This is a genomic window from Novosphingobium sp. FW305-C-30-35 (assembly GCF_058783135.1).
The window spans coordinates 3326239-3340169 of the sequence record NZ_JBYSYJ010000001.1 but is presented as its reverse complement, the minus strand read 5'-3'; the positions used below and the strand labels follow the sequence as shown (position 1 = coordinate 3340169).

Below are 13931 nucleotides of genomic sequence, written 5' to 3'. Positions count from 1 at the left end.
TAACACACATGGGTTTTCGTGTCATGCGCCGCAAGCCGGGCCTGATCACGAATACGTTCGTAAAACCGCCGATGCGGGCGCCGGGTTCCGGGTTCGCAAAGGCAAGTGCAGATTGCTCTATCAGAGGATATTGCCATGAACCGTTTTGACTTTACCCCCTATCGCCGCACCACCGTGGGTTTTGACCGCCTGTTCGACCTGCTCGAACGCCAGGCCCGCGCCAATGCCGGTGACAATTATCCGCCCTTCAATATCGAGCGTAGCGGGGAAGATGCCTACCGCATCACGCTGGCGGTCGCCGGATTCAAGTCCGAGGACATCGACATCACCGCCCAGCAGAACCTGCTCGTGGTAAAGGGCCAGCGCCCCGAACCGCAGGACCGCGAATTCCTGCATGTCGGCATCGCAAACCGCGGTTTCGAGCGTCGCTTCGAACTCGCCGATTTCGTCCGCGTTGAAGCCGCAGACCTTGCCGACGGCCTGCTGACCATCGATCTCGTGCGCGAGGTGCCCGAGGCGATGAAGCCCAAGAAGGTGCTGATCGGCGCGCAGAACCAGCTCAAGGTGATCGAAGGCGACAATACCGCCGCCGCTTGATCTCTTACAGGAAAAACAGGGAAGAGCGGGCCAGTACGGTCCGCTCTTTCTGAATCACCAGGCTTCGGCCACGTCTATCAGCGCCTCGCGATCAAGAATGGTCACGCGCCCGCCTTTCAGGGCAATGATGCCATTGTCGACCCAGGCGGAAAGCTGGCGATTGATCTGTTCGCGCGACATGCCGGCAAAGTTTCCGAGTTCGCCCTGGCTCAGGGCAATCTTGAGCTGATTGCCGGTGTCAGACGTGTCCCCCATCATCAGGCGCAACAGGAAACGCGCCAGCCTTGGCCCGGAGGTATAGGCCCGGTCGGCCTCGATCACGGCGTTGTTCTGCCGCAACCGGCGCGCCATCGCCTTGAGCAGGCGCAGGGCCAGACCCTTGTGCTTGTCGATGATATCGCCAAAGGCCCCGCGGGTAAGGATCAGCGCCTCGATCGGCTCGATGGCTTCGACCGTGGCGGTGCGATCCCCGCCATCGAGAAAGGCGATCTCGCCCAGGACATGGCCGGGCTCGGCATAGTCGAGGATGATCTCGCGCCCGTTTGCCGCCAGCATGCTGACCCGCGCGAGCCCCTTGAGGATGATGAAGAGAGTCTTGCCCTCTTCACCTTGCGCCATCAACTCCTGCCCTGGCTTGAACTGGCGGACCTGGCCACGCGCGATAATATCGGACAGCTCGGCCGGTTCGCAGTCCGCGAAAAGACTTTGTGCCGTCAGCGCTTCAGCCAGCTTGGCCGCATCCATGTCGAGGTCCCCCAGATTGCTGCAGCGCAGATAATCAGGGAAACCTCGCCATGACCAGTCCCTTAAGAGCTTTTAAACCAGACGCGCCTGCTTGACGGCCGCGGCAATGAACCCTGCAAAAAGCGGATGGGGTTCGAACGGACGGCTCTTGAGCTCCGGATGGAACTGCACGCCGATGAACCACGGGTGATCCGGACGCTCGACGATTTCCGGCAGGAGACCGTCGGGAGACATGCCCGAGAACACCAGACCGCCCTGCTCGAGCCGCTCCTTGTAGGCGATGTTCACTTCGTAGCGATGGCGATGGCGCTCGCTGATTTCGGTCGCGCCATAGATGTTGGCAACATGGCTGTTGCCTGCAAGCTTGGCATCATAGGCGCCCAGCCGCATCGTTCCGCCAAGGTCACCGCCTTCCGACCGCTTCTCGAGACCCTCGGCAGTCATCCATTCGGTAATGATGCCGACGACCGGTTCATCGGTGGGGCCGAATTCGGTCGACGAAGCCCCGGGAATGCCGGCGGTGTTGCGGGCGCCTTCGATGCAGGCCATCTGCATGCCAAGGCAGATGCCGAAGAACGGTACCTTGCGTTCGCGGGCAAAGCGCACCGAGGCAATCTTGCCCTCGGTGCCACGTTCTCCGAAGCCGCCCGGCACAAGGATGCCGTGCATCGGTTCGAGATGCGCTGCGATTTCCGCATCGTCCTTCTCGAAAAGCTCGGCGTCGAGCCACTTGATCCGCACCTTTACGCGGTTTGCCATGCCGCCATGGACCAAAGCTTCGTTGAGCGACTTGTAGGCATCCTGCAGGCCGACATACTTGCCGACGACGCCGATGGTCACTTCGCCCTCGGGGTTCTGGTGCCGATCGACGATATCGTCCCAGCGCGTCAGGTCCGGCTCCGGCGCAGTCAGGCCGAAATGGCGCAGCACTTCGCTGTCGAGGCCCTCTGCATGGTACTGCAGCGGCACGGCGTAGATGCTCGAGGCATCGAGAGCCGGAATGACCGCAGACTTTCGCACGTTGCAGAACTGCGCGATTTTGGCCCGTTCGCCTTCGGGCAACGGCTTCTCGCAACGGCACAGGAGAATGTCGGGCTGAATGCCAAGGCCGGTGAGTTCGCGCACCGAATGCTGCGTCGGCTTGGTCTTCAATTCACCGGCAGCCGCGATGTAGGGCACCAGCGTGACGTGGACGAAGCAGGTCTCGTTCCGGTCGAGTTCGTTGTGCATCTGGCGCAACGCCTCGATGAACGGCAGACCTTCGATGTCGCCCACTGTCCCGCCGATCTCGCACAGCACGAAATCGAGATCCTCGGTTTCGGCCTGCGCAAAATCCTTGATCGCGTCGGTCACGTGCGGAATCACCTGCACCGTCGCGCCAAGGTAATCGCCACGGCGCTCCTTCGCGATGATGTCGCGGTAGATGCGGCCCGAGGTGATGTTGTCTGCCTGGCGGGCTGAAACGCCCGTAAAGCGTTCGTAGTGGCCCAAGTCGAGATCGGTTTCAGCACCGTCGTCGGTCACGTAGACTTCGCCGTGCTGATAGGGGCTCATCGTCCCCGGATCGACGTTCAGATAGGGATCGAACTTGCGGATGCGCACGCGAAAACCGCGTGCCTGCAGCAAAGCCGCCAAGCTTGCTGCCATGAGTCCCTTGCCGAGCGAGGAAACCACGCCGCCGGTGATAAAAATGTACCGCGCCATGGGATTCGGGCCTTAGCGTCAGAAGTTGCAACTAGGCAAGCGGTTGCGGCTGCAATCTTCGCCACAATCCACAAGCCTTGGACGAAAGCAAAACGATAACCGACCCGCGACCTGTCCGGTCGCGGGGCGGCGAGCCGCTCTGCGGTATTCCGTTTACTGGCCGGCGGCGCCGTTCAGCGGATCATTGGCCGGGGCCGACTGGACCGGAGCCGTGCCAGGCTGCACGCCCTGCGCCGGAGCCAGGGGATCCGCTGCCGGTGCGTTCTGCACGGGCGTGGTGCGCTCCAGCGAAGTATCAATCTCGCGGCTCGAGTTTGTGCCAACCGCAAGAGCAGCCAAGGCAATGCTGAGCACGACAAAGGCTGTGGCGAGAATCGTCGTCAACCGCGTCATGAAGTCAGCCGCACCGCGAGCAGACATGAAGCCGGCCGGGCTTCCGCCCACGCCCAGGCCACCGCCCTCGGACTTCTGCATCAGGATCACGACCACCAGCAGCGCTGCGACAATGGCCTGGACCACGGTTAGAAAAATGAACAACGACATGAATCACACCTCGTGCGCGAAACCGCGCGGGAATCTTGAGCGGCATGTAGGCTTGCTGCGCCGTCGGCGCAACCCGCGCGTTGCGGCGCTCAAGCCTCTCCGTTGTCGGCCGCGGCCACGATCGGCAGGAAAGCTTCAGCCGTCAGGCTCGCCCCGCCGACCAGCGCACCGCCCACGCCTTCTGCAGCAAGCAAGTCCCTGGCGTTTCCGGCGTTGACCGAACCGCCATAAAGGATGCGCACCTTCGCACCGATCTCGCCGTAGAGAGCAAGCAGTTGCTGGCGAATCTGGGCATGCATGGCGACAACGTCTGCAACTTCGGCCACGCGCCCGGTCCCAATCGCCCAGACCGGCTCATAGGCAACCGCCACCTTGCCTGACGCTACTGCGTCTGCAGCAGCATCGGCATCCGGCATCGAGGCAGTGACCTGAGCGGAAACGACCGCTTCGGCCTTTCCGCCATCGCGCTCTTCAAGCGTCTCACCCACGCAGACGATGATTCCGAGCCCGGCAGCAAGTGCGGCTTCGGCCTTCGCCTTTATCAGGTCGTCGCCTTCGCCATGGTCCTTGCGACGTTCGCTGTGCCCGACGATAACGAAGTCGGCTCCGGTATCGACCAGCATTTGCGCAGAGACGTCGCCGGTGTGCGCGCCCTTTGCGTTGACATGGCAATCCTGCCCGCCAACCCCCATTGCGCTCACCGCCTCGCGAAGAGCGCCAATCAGGGTGAACGGAGGGGCAATGGCAACCTGAACGTCCGGATAGCGCCCTGCCGCCCGGTCAATCGCCCGCGCTTCGGCGAGCATGGCGCGCGTCCCGTTCATCTTCCAGTTGCCTACAATGTAAGGACGGTGCGGCATGATCGGCGCGTTCCCCTGAATTTCGCAGATACAATCGGTTGCAGGACATCGATCGCCCTGCTTCGTCGGCGCGGCTATCAAACCCGGACTGATTCTGCAAAACGCCTGATCGCATAAGCGGGCATAGCGCCGGTTGCCGCAGGCGCCGCTGCCACACGCGACCTATTGCCCGATGATCGATGGCATGGAGCCATTGCGAGAATTGCGTTTGCCTCCTAAGGCAACCGCTAACCGAACCTTCGGGTGCGTTGCCGTGCCCAGACGAGAGACGAACTACACAAATGCTCGGCTTTTTCCGCTCGTTCCTCAAGTCGCGCATCGGCGTTGCCGTTGCCCTGATCTTTCTTGGCCTGATCGCGCTGGCATTCGCCAGTGCCGACGTCACCGGCAGTGGCTTTGGCGGAATCGCCGGAGGCGACCGCGCCGCCAAGGTCGGCTCCAATCGCATCGGCACGGCTGAACTCGGCAAGGCGCTGACCAACGCGTTCGAGCAGGAACGGCAGAAGCAGCCTGGCCTGACGATGAAGCAATTCCTCGACGCTGGCGGCATGGACACCGTGCTCACCGGCCTGACCGATCGGCTGGCCATGGCCGAGTGGGGCCGCGAGCATGGTCTGATGGCAGGTGACCGCCTGATCGACAGCGAAATCACCAAGATCCCGGCCTTCCAGGGTCCTGATGGCAAGTTCAGCCAGTCGGCCTATGAGCAGCTGCTCGCCCAGCGCGGCCTGACAGACAAGGACGTCCGCAAGGATCTCGGTCAGGGCCTGCTGGCCCGCCAGATCCTGTTGCCAGCTGCATTCGGCGCCCAGATGGCTGACGAAGCGGTCCAGCGCTATGCTGCGCTGCTGACGGAGAAGCGCGTCGGCACGATCGTTTCGGTGCCATCGCTCGCCTTTGCGCCGACGTCGCCCCCGGCCGACAGCACTCTTGCCGCGTTCTACACCGCCAACAAGAGCCGCTACATGCAGCCCGAACGCCGCACGATCCGCTATGCGATCGTTGACGAGGCGAGCCTGAAGACCGTGGCAGCGCCCAGCGACGCCGAAGTGGCCCAGCGCTACAAGCTCAACAGCGCAGTCTACTCCGCATCCGAACAACGCTCGGTAACGCAGGTCATTGTCCCTACCGAGGCCGCTGCCAAGGCGCTTGCCGCAGAAGTCGGCGCCAACGGCTCGCTCGACAATGCCGCTCGTGCCAAGGGCCTGGTCGCCAGCAAGCTTGCCGATCAGACACGCGATACCCTCGCCAACCAGACGTCGCGTGCCGTATCCGATGCCGCATTCGCCGCGGCTTCGGGCACGCTGGCAACACCTGCGAAGTCGGGCCTCGGCTGGCATGTACTCAAGGTCGATGCCGTCAAGCGCAATGCCGGAAAGACTCTCGAACAGGCGCGCCCCGAGATCGTCGCGGCCCTGACCCTAGAAAAGCGCCGCGCAGCGCTGTCCGATCTTGCCGCACAGGTCGAGCAGGAAATCGACAATGGCACCGGCCTTGCCGATATCGCCAAGACGCTGAACCTGACCGTCTCCACCACGGCTCCGCTGACAGCGAATGGCAGCGTGTTCGGCAAGCAGGACGAGAAGGTGTCTGCCGACATCGCCCCGTTGGTTCAGGCCGCGTTTTCGATGGAGCGCGAAGGCGAAGCCCAGCTGGCAGAGATCAAGCCTGGCGAGAAGTTTGCCGTTTACGATGTCGGCCAGCTCGTCGCCGCCACGCCCGCCCCGCTGGATCAGATCAAGAGCGTCGTTGCCCGGGACTGGGCCGTTCAGCAGGGCGCAGCGAAAGCCAAGGCTGCCAGCGACAAGATCCTGGCAGCATTGAACAAGGGCACGCCGCTGGCCGAAGCTCTCAAGCTCGCCGGCGCCGCTCTGCCCGCTCCTCAGCCCGTGGACCTGCCGCGTCAGGCGCTTACCCAAATGCAGGGACAGGTTCCTGCACCGCTTGCGCTGATGTTTGCCATGGCCAAGGGCAGCAACAAGCGGCTCGAAGGGCCGAACAACGGCGGCTGGTACGTCGTTTCGCTCAAGGAAATCGTCCTCGGCCAGGTCAAGCGCGGAGATCAGATCTTCCAGCAGGCTGCCCGCTCCTTCGGACAGGATGCCGGCGGCGAATATGCCGAGCAGCTCCGCCTGGCGATCCGCAAGGATGTTGGAGTCGAACGGAACGACGCCGGGATCAAGGCCGTCCGTGACCAGCTGACCGGCAGCAACGCCCAGTAAATCCCATGACCATCGACCTCGCCGAAACTGCCGTCGCACTCCCCGAGAACCATGAAGCTGCGCTTTCGCAGCTGTCTGCCGGAAAGCCTGCGCTGATCTGGCGCAAGCTGATTGTCGATACCGAGACTCCCGTGGGCGCCGCGCTGAAGCTCATGGAGAGCGGGCGGGGCGATTTCCTGCTCGAATCCGTGCAAGGCGGCGAAGTGCGGGGACGGTACAGCCTGCTCGGCATCGACCCGGATCTGGTGTTCCGCGCCACCGGCACACGCGCCGAGATCAATCGCATCTGGCGGCACGACAAGGCCGCCTTCGCGCCGCTTCCCGGCGACGCACTTGCAGAGCTGAGGGCCCTTGTCGCTGCCTGCCGGATCGATGTTCCTGCCGCGCTTCCGTCGGCGCTGGCCTGTCTTGTCGGCTATTTCGGCTACGAGACGATCGGCCTTGTCGAGAAGTTGCCGCGTGCTCCGCAGAGCGACCTTGTCCTGCCCGACATGCTGTTCACCCGCCCCACCGTGGTGCTGGTGTTCGACCGCCTGTCCGACGAACTCTTCGCCATTGCCCCGGTCTGGGCCGAAGGCGGCGCGCCCGAGCGGCTGCTTGAAGCCGCGGCCGAACGCATCGACAACGCCTTGCGCAAGCTGGCGGAGCCTGTTCCGGTCGATGCCCGTCTGGCCGAGGCGGTGGACGTGACCCCGCAACCCGTCATGCCTGCCGCCAACTATGCGCGCATGGTGAGTGCCGCGAAGGACTACATCGAGGCAGGCGACATCTTCCAGGTCGTACTGGCCCAGCGCTTCACCGCGCCCTTCCCCCTGCCGCCGATCGCACTCTACCGCGCCCTGCGCCGCATCAACCCCTCACCGTTCCTCTATTTCCTCGACATGCCGGGCTTCGCGCTGACCGGATCGAGCCCGGAAATCCTCGTCCGCATCCGCGATGGCGAAGTGACGATCCGCCCGATTGCCGGCACCCGCCCGCGCGGGAAGACGCCAGAGGAAGACCGCGCCAACGAGTTGAGCCTGCTCGACGATCCCAAGGAACGCGCCGAACACCTCATGCTGCTCGACCTCGGCCGCAACGACGTCGGCCGCGTGGCCAAGGCAGGTACGGTCAAGGTCACTGAAAGCTACACCGTCGAGCGCTACAGCCACGTCATGCACATCGTCTCGAACGTGGTCGGCCAACTCGACACCTCGCGGGCTGACTGCGTAGACGCGCTTTTCGCAGGCTTCCCCGCAGGCACCGTCAGCGGCGCTCCCAAAGTCCGCGCCTGCGAGATCATCGCCGAACTCGAACCCGAAACCCGCGGCGCCTATGCCGGCGGCGTCGGCTACTTCGCCCCTGACGGCTCGGTCGACAGCTGCATCGTCCTGCGAACCGGCGTGATCAAGGACGGCGTGCTCCACGCGCAGGCAGGCGCAGGCATCGTCGCCGACAGCAACCCCGAATACGAACAGCGCGAGTGCGAACTGAAATCAGGCGCATTGTTCGCAGCGGCGCGTGAGGCTGTGCGGGTGGCAACAGAAGCGAAGTTTGGCCAATGATCCTCGTCATCGACAACTACGACAGCTTTACCTGGAACCTCGTCCATTACCTGATGGAAATGGGCGCGGAGGTTGAAGTCGTGCGCAATGATGCGCTCACCGCTGAACAGGCGATCAACACCGGGGCGCAGGGGTTCCTGCTCTCGCCGGGGCCCTGCACCCCCAATGAAGCGGGAGTCAGTCTCGATCTCGTCGGCGCGGCGGCGGATGCGAAAGTGCCGTTGCTTGGCGTCTGCCTCGGGCACCAGTCCATCGGGCAGTACTTCGGCGGGAAGGTCGTGCGCGGCGGGTTGATGCACGGGAAGACCTCGCCGGTCACCCATGATGGCACGGGCGTGTTCGAGGGCCTGCCCTCGCCCTTCATCGCCACGCGCTATCACTCGCTGATCGTGACCGACATTCCCGAATGCCTTGCTGTCAACGCGCGGTCGGATGACACACACGTCATGGGCTTTCGCCACACCTCGCTGCCGATCCATGGCGTGCAGTTCCACCCGGAAAGCATCGCCACCGAGCACGGCCACGCGATGGTCGCGAATTTCCTGAAGCTCTGCGGCATCAAGACCAACCCGCTTCCGGCATGAGCCTGCCTGACGTCACCCATCCGCTGGAGGAAGCCGAGGCAGAGGCCGCGTTCGCAGCGATCCTCGACGGCACCGTGGCGGACGAAGCCATCACGAAGTTCCTCGTCGCCCTTTCGGACCGGGGAGAGACGGCGGGCGAGATTGCCGGTGCAGCCCGGGCGATGCGGGCGCGGATGATCCCGGTCAGCGCACCCGCCAATGCCATAGACGTCTGCGGTACCGGGGGCGACGGTCACCACACGCTCAACGTCTCTACCGCAGTCAGCCTCGTTGTTGCCGCGTGCGGGGTGCCGGTGGCCAAGCATGGCAACCGCGCGGCGAGTTCGAAAGCAGGCGCCGCCGATACGCTGGAGGCGCTCGGCCTCAACCTCGATCGCGCCGCCGAAACTGCCGAGGAAACGCTGGCCGACCTTGGCATCTGTTTCCTCTTTGCTGCGCGCCATCACCCGTCGATGGGCCGCATCATGCCGATCCGCAAGGCGCTGGGCCGCCGCACGATCTTCAACCTTATGGGGCCGCTGGCCAATCCGGCAGGCGTGTGCCGCCAGCTGGTCGGCATTGCGCGTCCCGCCTATGTACCGATCTATGCCGAAGCAATCCGGCGCCTTGGCACAGATCACAGCATGGTCATCTCGGGCGACGAGGGGCTGGACGAACTGAGCCTTGCCGGCGGCAATGAACTGGCCGAAGTGCGTGGGCACGAAGTGCTTATGCGCCGTGTCAGCCCGGAAGATGTCGGCCTGCCGCAAACCCCGGTCGACGCCATTCGTGGCGGCGATGCTGCTTTCAACGCCGCAGCCTTGCGCGCCCTGCTGCAAGGTGAAGTAGGTCCGTACCGTGACGCGGTGCTGTTCAACGCCGCCGCCGCGCTGATCGTTGCGGGTGAGGCACGCGACTGGCACGAGGGCATCGAAGAGGCCGCCGAAGCGATTGACAAGGGCCTGGCCAACGCGCTGCTCAATTGCTGGATTGCGGCGCTGAAGTAGCGCTTGGCGCTACAGGTCACACGATACACTTGCCCCAACGGGTTCAACCTCGCTAAGGCGCCCCTGCCATGACCGACAAGCTCACTGAAATCTGCGACACCAAGCGCGTTGAAGTCGCCGCCCGCAAGGCCGCTGTCAGCATCGGCGAGCTGGCCGCGCGCGCCGCGCAGCAGAGCGCCCCGCGCGGGTTCGAGGCGGCACTGCGTGCCCGCGCGCAGACCGGCTATGCATTGATCGCCGAGATCAAGAAGGCCAGCCCTTCAAAGGGACTGATCCGCGCCGATTTCGCCCCTGCAGACCATGCCCGCGCCTATGAGTCCGGGGGCGCCGCCTGCCTTTCGGTGCTGACCGACGCGCCGTATTTTCAGGGGCATGAGGACTATCTGGTCGCGGCGCGTGCTGCCTGCACACTGCCGGTGATCCGCAAGGACTTCATGGTCGATCCCTGGCAGTGTCTTGAAGCGCGCGCCATCGGGGCCGATGCCATCCTCATCATTGCCGCCTGTCTTTCCGACAGCCAGATGGCCGAGATCGAAGCCGCTGCCCGAGAACAGGGCATGGATGCGCTGGTCGAAGTCCACAACGAAGAGGAAATGGAGCGCGCAAGCCGCCTGAAGTCGCGCCTGATCGGCGTCAACAACCGCGACCTCAAGCGCTTCGTGACCGATCTTGGCACGACCGAGCGCCTTGCTCCGTTGGCCCCCGAAGGCACCTTGCTGGTTGCCGAAAGCGGCATCAACACCCACGCCGACATATTGCGCCTTGAAGGTTGCGGCGCGCGCACGTTCCTCGTCGGTGAAAGCCTCATGCGTCAGCCAGACGTTGAAGCGGCAACCCGCGCCCTCCTTCAGGGTTGAACCTTACCGGACGGCCGGGAACTCGCCCCTCCTCCGCAGAGTGGCGATCACGCCGGTGCAGATCATGAACTGGCCGAAGTAGTAGAGCGGCCAGATCAGCAGCCCCGGGACCGCGCTGCGCGCCAGCGGCCCCATCCGCGCGAAGATCAGCAGATCGGACACGACGAACATGGCGGCGCCCAGCGCCACCCGGCTGCGCGGAAAATCGCTGGCAAATGCGGCCGTCGCCGTTCCGCCGAGCAACAGCGCATAGCCTGCAACGTCCATCCGGCCGGACAGCGCCCACGACAGCGCCGGGACGCCGATGACAGATACAACTGCCACGGCCTTGTCCAGCCCTGAAAGGCTGGCGCGGGGATGGCGCAGATACAGCGCTATTGCGGCGATGTGGCCCGCGAAAAAGGCTGCAGCACCACCGGTGAAGTCCACTTCCAGCACCATGTCGCCAATCGCGCCCAGCGCCATGACCAGCGCCAGCAGGTGGGCGCTGCGCGAGGGATGGTGCGCCCAGGCATATGCAGCGAGCAGGGCAACGCCCGCGCCTTTCCAGAGTATCAGCCAAAGGCCGGGCACCTGCCCCTTTGCGGCAAGCCAGTAACTCGTTCCGGCAATCAGACTGGCGACCAGCCAGGGCCGTTTCTCGATCAATGCGCGTCCCGGCACCCGGCGTCTTCTCCCTTTGCCCTGCGGACGCTCTTGCCGCAACGGCGCGGCAATGCCAAGGGCAAGCCCATGACGCATCAGGTCCATATCATCGGCGGCGGCATGGCCGGCAGCGAAGCGGCGTGGCAGCTTGCCCGTCGCGGGGTTCGCGTAAGACTTTCCGAAATGCGCGGCAGTGGTGACACTACCCCTGCACACAACGGCGATGGCCTTGCCGAACTGGTCTGCTCGAATTCCTTTCGGTCCGATGATGATGAGAAGAACGCCGTCGGGCTGCTGCATTACGAAATGCGCCAGTGCGATAGCCTGCTCATGGCGGCAGCGGCCAAGGCGCGGGTGCCCGCAGGATCGGCGCTGGCTGTCGACAGGGACGTGTTCTCCGCTGAAGTGGAGGCGGCCCTGCGCGCGCAGCCTACGCTCGAGATTGCAAGGGAACGCATCGATTCACTGCCCGGAGAGGGGCTGACGATCGTGGCGACTGGGCCTCTCACCAGCCCTTCCCTTGCCGAAAGCATCGGTGGCACCACCGGCGCCGACAGCCTCGCCTTCTTCGATGCCATCGCGCCGATCGTCTACCGCGATTCCATCGACATGGATGTGGCGTGGATGGCCTCGCGCTGGGACAAGGGCGCGGAGGCCTCGCTCGCGCTCGGCGGCGACGGGCGCGATTACATCAATTGCCCGATGACGAAGCCGCAGTACCTCGCCTTCCGGGAAGAGCTGCTCGCCGGTGAGAAGACCGAGTTCAAGGAGTGGGAAGCCAACACCCCCTACTTCGACGGGTGCATGCCGATCGAGGTCATGGCCGCGCGGGGCGAAGAGACGCTCCGGTTCGGACCGATGAAGCCGGTAGGACTCGACAATCCGCATTGGGCGACGGCGGAACACCCCAATGGGCGCTGGCCCTATGCCGTGGTGCAACTTCGCCAGGACAACAAGCTCGGCACACTATGGAACATGGTCGGATTCCAGACCAAGCTGAAGCACGCCGAACAGGTTCGCGTGTTCCGCACGATCCCCGGCCTTGAAAATGCCGAGTTCGCCCGACTGGGCGGCTTGCACCGCAACACCTTTCTCAATTCGCCAACGCTGCTCGATCGGCAGCTTCGACTGAAATCGGCGCCGCACATCCGGTTTGCCGGTCAGATCACGGGCTGCGAAGGCTATGTCGAAAGCGGTTCGGTCGGGATGCTGGCCGGCCTGATGACGGCGGCGCAGATTGCAGGGCGCGCGTGGACACCGCCTCCGCAAACGACGGCCTTGGGAGCACTGCTGTCGCACATCACCGGCGATGCCGATGCCGAGAGCTTTCAGCCGATGAATGTCAACTTCGGCCTCTTCCCGCCGTTGCACGACGTGAAGAAGAAGGCGCGTAAGGAAGCTTATACCGAGCGGGCCAAGGCGGACATGGCCGGGTGGCTCGGTTCTCTGGCGTAAGCCCCTATTTGCAGGAGCATTTCTGCTTTGGCTTGGGTGCTGCCTTCGGCCGCGTGGTGGCAAACTCCTCACGGGTGAGAAACAGGTCGCCATTCCCATCGGCCGACTTGAACTTGTCGACAGTGACATAGGCCCATTCCTCGAAGGTCAGCAGATTGTTGCCGTCCTTGTCGAGCTTGCGGAACGCCGATGCGCGCAGGCTCAGCATTTCGGTGCGGCTGATCCGGTTGTCCCGGTCCTTGTCGACCAGATTGAACCTGCGGGTCTCCTTGCCGACAGACGTTGCTTCGGGAGGGGCGACACCGGTAAGCCCTTCGATGTCGGCGCTTGGCAGACCTTCCGGAGCGACTGCAGCATCGGCGACCGGCAATGGCGGGGCAGTCCCTTCGCGTGTTTCGGCACGGCCCTGCCACCAGAAGACGCCTGCAGCGCAAAGCATCAGGGCAGCGAGCCCACCAAGCAAGGCACGAACCATTTTTCACCCTCCTTTATGAAGGGTCTAACGCCGCAGGCTTGTTGCGGCAGCGGTAGATGCTACCGCTTTGGCACGAACTCAGAAGCCCAGCGTCCCTGCGCGGACCACCCGCAGGAAATCGATAAGTTTGCGTCCCTTTCCCGGGTTATCGGCACTGTCCTTCATGGCGCAAAGCACGGCAAGTGGCCGCATCGCGCGGGGCAATGCACCTCTCCGCCCGCCTGAGGTTGCCTCACCCGCCAGATATCGCGCATGAACCGCGATCGCGCCGTTGTCTCGAACGTCAAGCACCTCGGCCAGTGCGAGATAGGCATTGGTCAGGGCCAAGGCGAATTCGTCTTCCTGTTCCTCGCCCATGGCGCGAGCCTCCCAGCTGTCGACCAGTTCCACCAGCCGACCGTGCTGCCCCTTCCACGCCCTTAGCGATGCCAGTGCCGGTTCGCTGACCGGCCATGCCTCACCGCTCTCGTTCAAGCGATCCCGCCACCACGACAGCCGCAACTGGACCATCAAGGGTTCGCGCCCGGGGCGGGCGGTCTCGGCCAGTTTCTGCTCGAGCATGAACAGGGCCAGCCACGCAGGGCGCGCCGCCGCAGGAGCATAGGCAAGGGCAATTTTACGCGTGATATCCAGGGTTTCGGCGGGTTTCGATGGTAACTTCGACATTAAGAAACAACTCTCGCAAATCCCGTATTATTTAACGGGCCGTCAACCA

At 63.9% G+C, this 13931-nt stretch carries 14 protein-coding genes; 7 read left to right on the top strand and 7 right to left on the bottom strand.

Annotated elements, in window-relative coordinates:
* The first annotated feature begins 135 nt into the window (after positions 1 to 135).
* The gene (locus AC3WLM_RS16485; protein ID WP_492478020.1) at positions 136 to 597 is read left to right on the top strand and encodes an Hsp20 family protein; all 462 of its coding nucleotides are present in this window, start codon (positions 136 to 138) and stop codon (positions 595 to 597) included.
* 54 nt (positions 598 to 651) lie between these two features.
* Here AC3WLM_RS16485 and AC3WLM_RS16480 read toward each other — a convergent pair whose 3' ends face one another.
* From AC3WLM_RS16480 to tpiA, 4 genes are all read right to left on the bottom strand, one after another.
* Entirely contained in the window at positions 652 to 1341 is a 690-nt protein-coding gene (locus AC3WLM_RS16480; protein WP_039332214.1) for a Crp/Fnr family transcriptional regulator, read from the bottom strand.
* 72 nt (positions 1342 to 1413) lie between these two features.
* Entirely contained in the window at positions 1414 to 3045 is a 1632-nt protein-coding gene (gene pyrG, locus AC3WLM_RS16475) for a CTP synthase (RefSeq protein ID WP_492478019.1), read from the bottom strand.
* A 153-nt stretch (positions 3046 to 3198) separates the two neighbouring features.
* Positions 3199 to 3582 (bottom strand): preprotein translocase subunit SecG, encoded by a 384-nt coding sequence (gene secG / locus AC3WLM_RS16470; protein WP_492478146.1) that lies wholly within the window; start codon positions 3580 to 3582, stop codon positions 3199 to 3201.
* A 95-nt stretch (positions 3583 to 3677) separates the two neighbouring features.
* The gene (gene tpiA / locus AC3WLM_RS16465; RefSeq protein ID WP_039332210.1) at positions 3678 to 4448 is read right to left on the bottom strand and encodes a triose-phosphate isomerase; all 771 of its coding nucleotides are present in this window, start codon (positions 4446 to 4448) and stop codon (positions 3678 to 3680) included.
* 281 nt (positions 4449 to 4729) lie between these two features.
* Here tpiA and AC3WLM_RS16460 point away from each other — a divergent pair, with 281 nt between their 5' ends.
* The 5 genes from AC3WLM_RS16460 to trpC all read left to right on the top strand — a co-directional run bounded on the left by AC3WLM_RS16460 (position 4730) and on the right by trpC (position 10641).
* Positions 4730 to 6670: a peptidylprolyl isomerase gene (locus tag AC3WLM_RS16460; RefSeq protein ID WP_492478018.1), complete on the top strand. Its 1941-nt coding sequence runs from the start codon at positions 4730 to 4732 to the stop codon at positions 6668 to 6670.
* 5 nt (positions 6671 to 6675) lie between these two features.
* Positions 6676 to 8214, top strand: coding sequence for an anthranilate synthase component I family protein (locus tag AC3WLM_RS16455; RefSeq protein WP_492478017.1), 1539 nt, complete (start codon positions 6676 to 6678; stop codon positions 8212 to 8214).
* Positions 8211 to 8798: an anthranilate synthase component II gene (locus AC3WLM_RS16450; protein ID WP_492478016.1), complete on the top strand. Its 588-nt coding sequence runs from the start codon at positions 8211 to 8213 to the stop codon at positions 8796 to 8798. Before AC3WLM_RS16455 ends, AC3WLM_RS16450 begins: the two co-directional genes overlap by 4 nt.
* A complete protein-coding gene (trpD, locus tag AC3WLM_RS16445; RefSeq protein ID WP_492478015.1) occupies positions 8795 to 9784 on the top strand; it encodes an anthranilate phosphoribosyltransferase in 990 nt (329 codons plus the stop codon). The genes AC3WLM_RS16450 and trpD overlap by 4 nt, the downstream gene beginning before the upstream one ends.
* 68 nt (positions 9785 to 9852) lie before the next feature.
* Entirely contained in the window at positions 9853 to 10641 is a 789-nt protein-coding gene (gene trpC / locus AC3WLM_RS16440) for an indole-3-glycerol phosphate synthase TrpC (RefSeq protein ID WP_492478014.1), read from the top strand.
* Between the two features lie 3 nt (positions 10642 to 10644).
* Here trpC and AC3WLM_RS16435 read toward each other — a convergent pair whose 3' ends face one another.
* Positions 10645 to 11382 (bottom strand): lysoplasmalogenase family protein, encoded by a 738-nt coding sequence (locus AC3WLM_RS16435; RefSeq protein ID WP_492478013.1) that lies wholly within the window; start codon positions 11380 to 11382, stop codon positions 10645 to 10647.
* Here AC3WLM_RS16435 and trmFO point away from each other — a divergent pair.
* A complete protein-coding gene (trmFO, locus tag AC3WLM_RS16430; protein ID WP_039332203.1) occupies positions 11374 to 12741 on the top strand; it encodes a methylenetetrahydrofolate--tRNA-(uracil(54)-C(5))-methyltransferase (FADH(2)-oxidizing) TrmFO in 1368 nt (455 codons plus the stop codon). The two genes, AC3WLM_RS16435 and trmFO, sit on opposite strands and share 9 nt — an antisense overlap.
* A gap of 4 nt (positions 12742 to 12745) precedes the next feature.
* Here trmFO and AC3WLM_RS16425 read toward each other — a convergent pair whose 3' ends face one another.
* Together AC3WLM_RS16425 and AC3WLM_RS16420 are read right to left on the bottom strand one after the other, a co-directional pair.
* Positions 12746 to 13216, bottom strand: coding sequence for an EF-hand domain-containing protein (locus tag AC3WLM_RS16425; RefSeq protein WP_039332202.1), 471 nt, complete (start codon positions 13214 to 13216; stop codon positions 12746 to 12748).
* A gap of 78 nt (positions 13217 to 13294) precedes the next feature.
* Positions 13295 to 13882: a hypothetical protein gene (locus AC3WLM_RS16420; protein WP_492478012.1), complete on the bottom strand. Its 588-nt coding sequence runs from the start codon at positions 13880 to 13882 to the stop codon at positions 13295 to 13297.
* Positions 13883 to 13931: the final 49 nt, after the last annotated feature.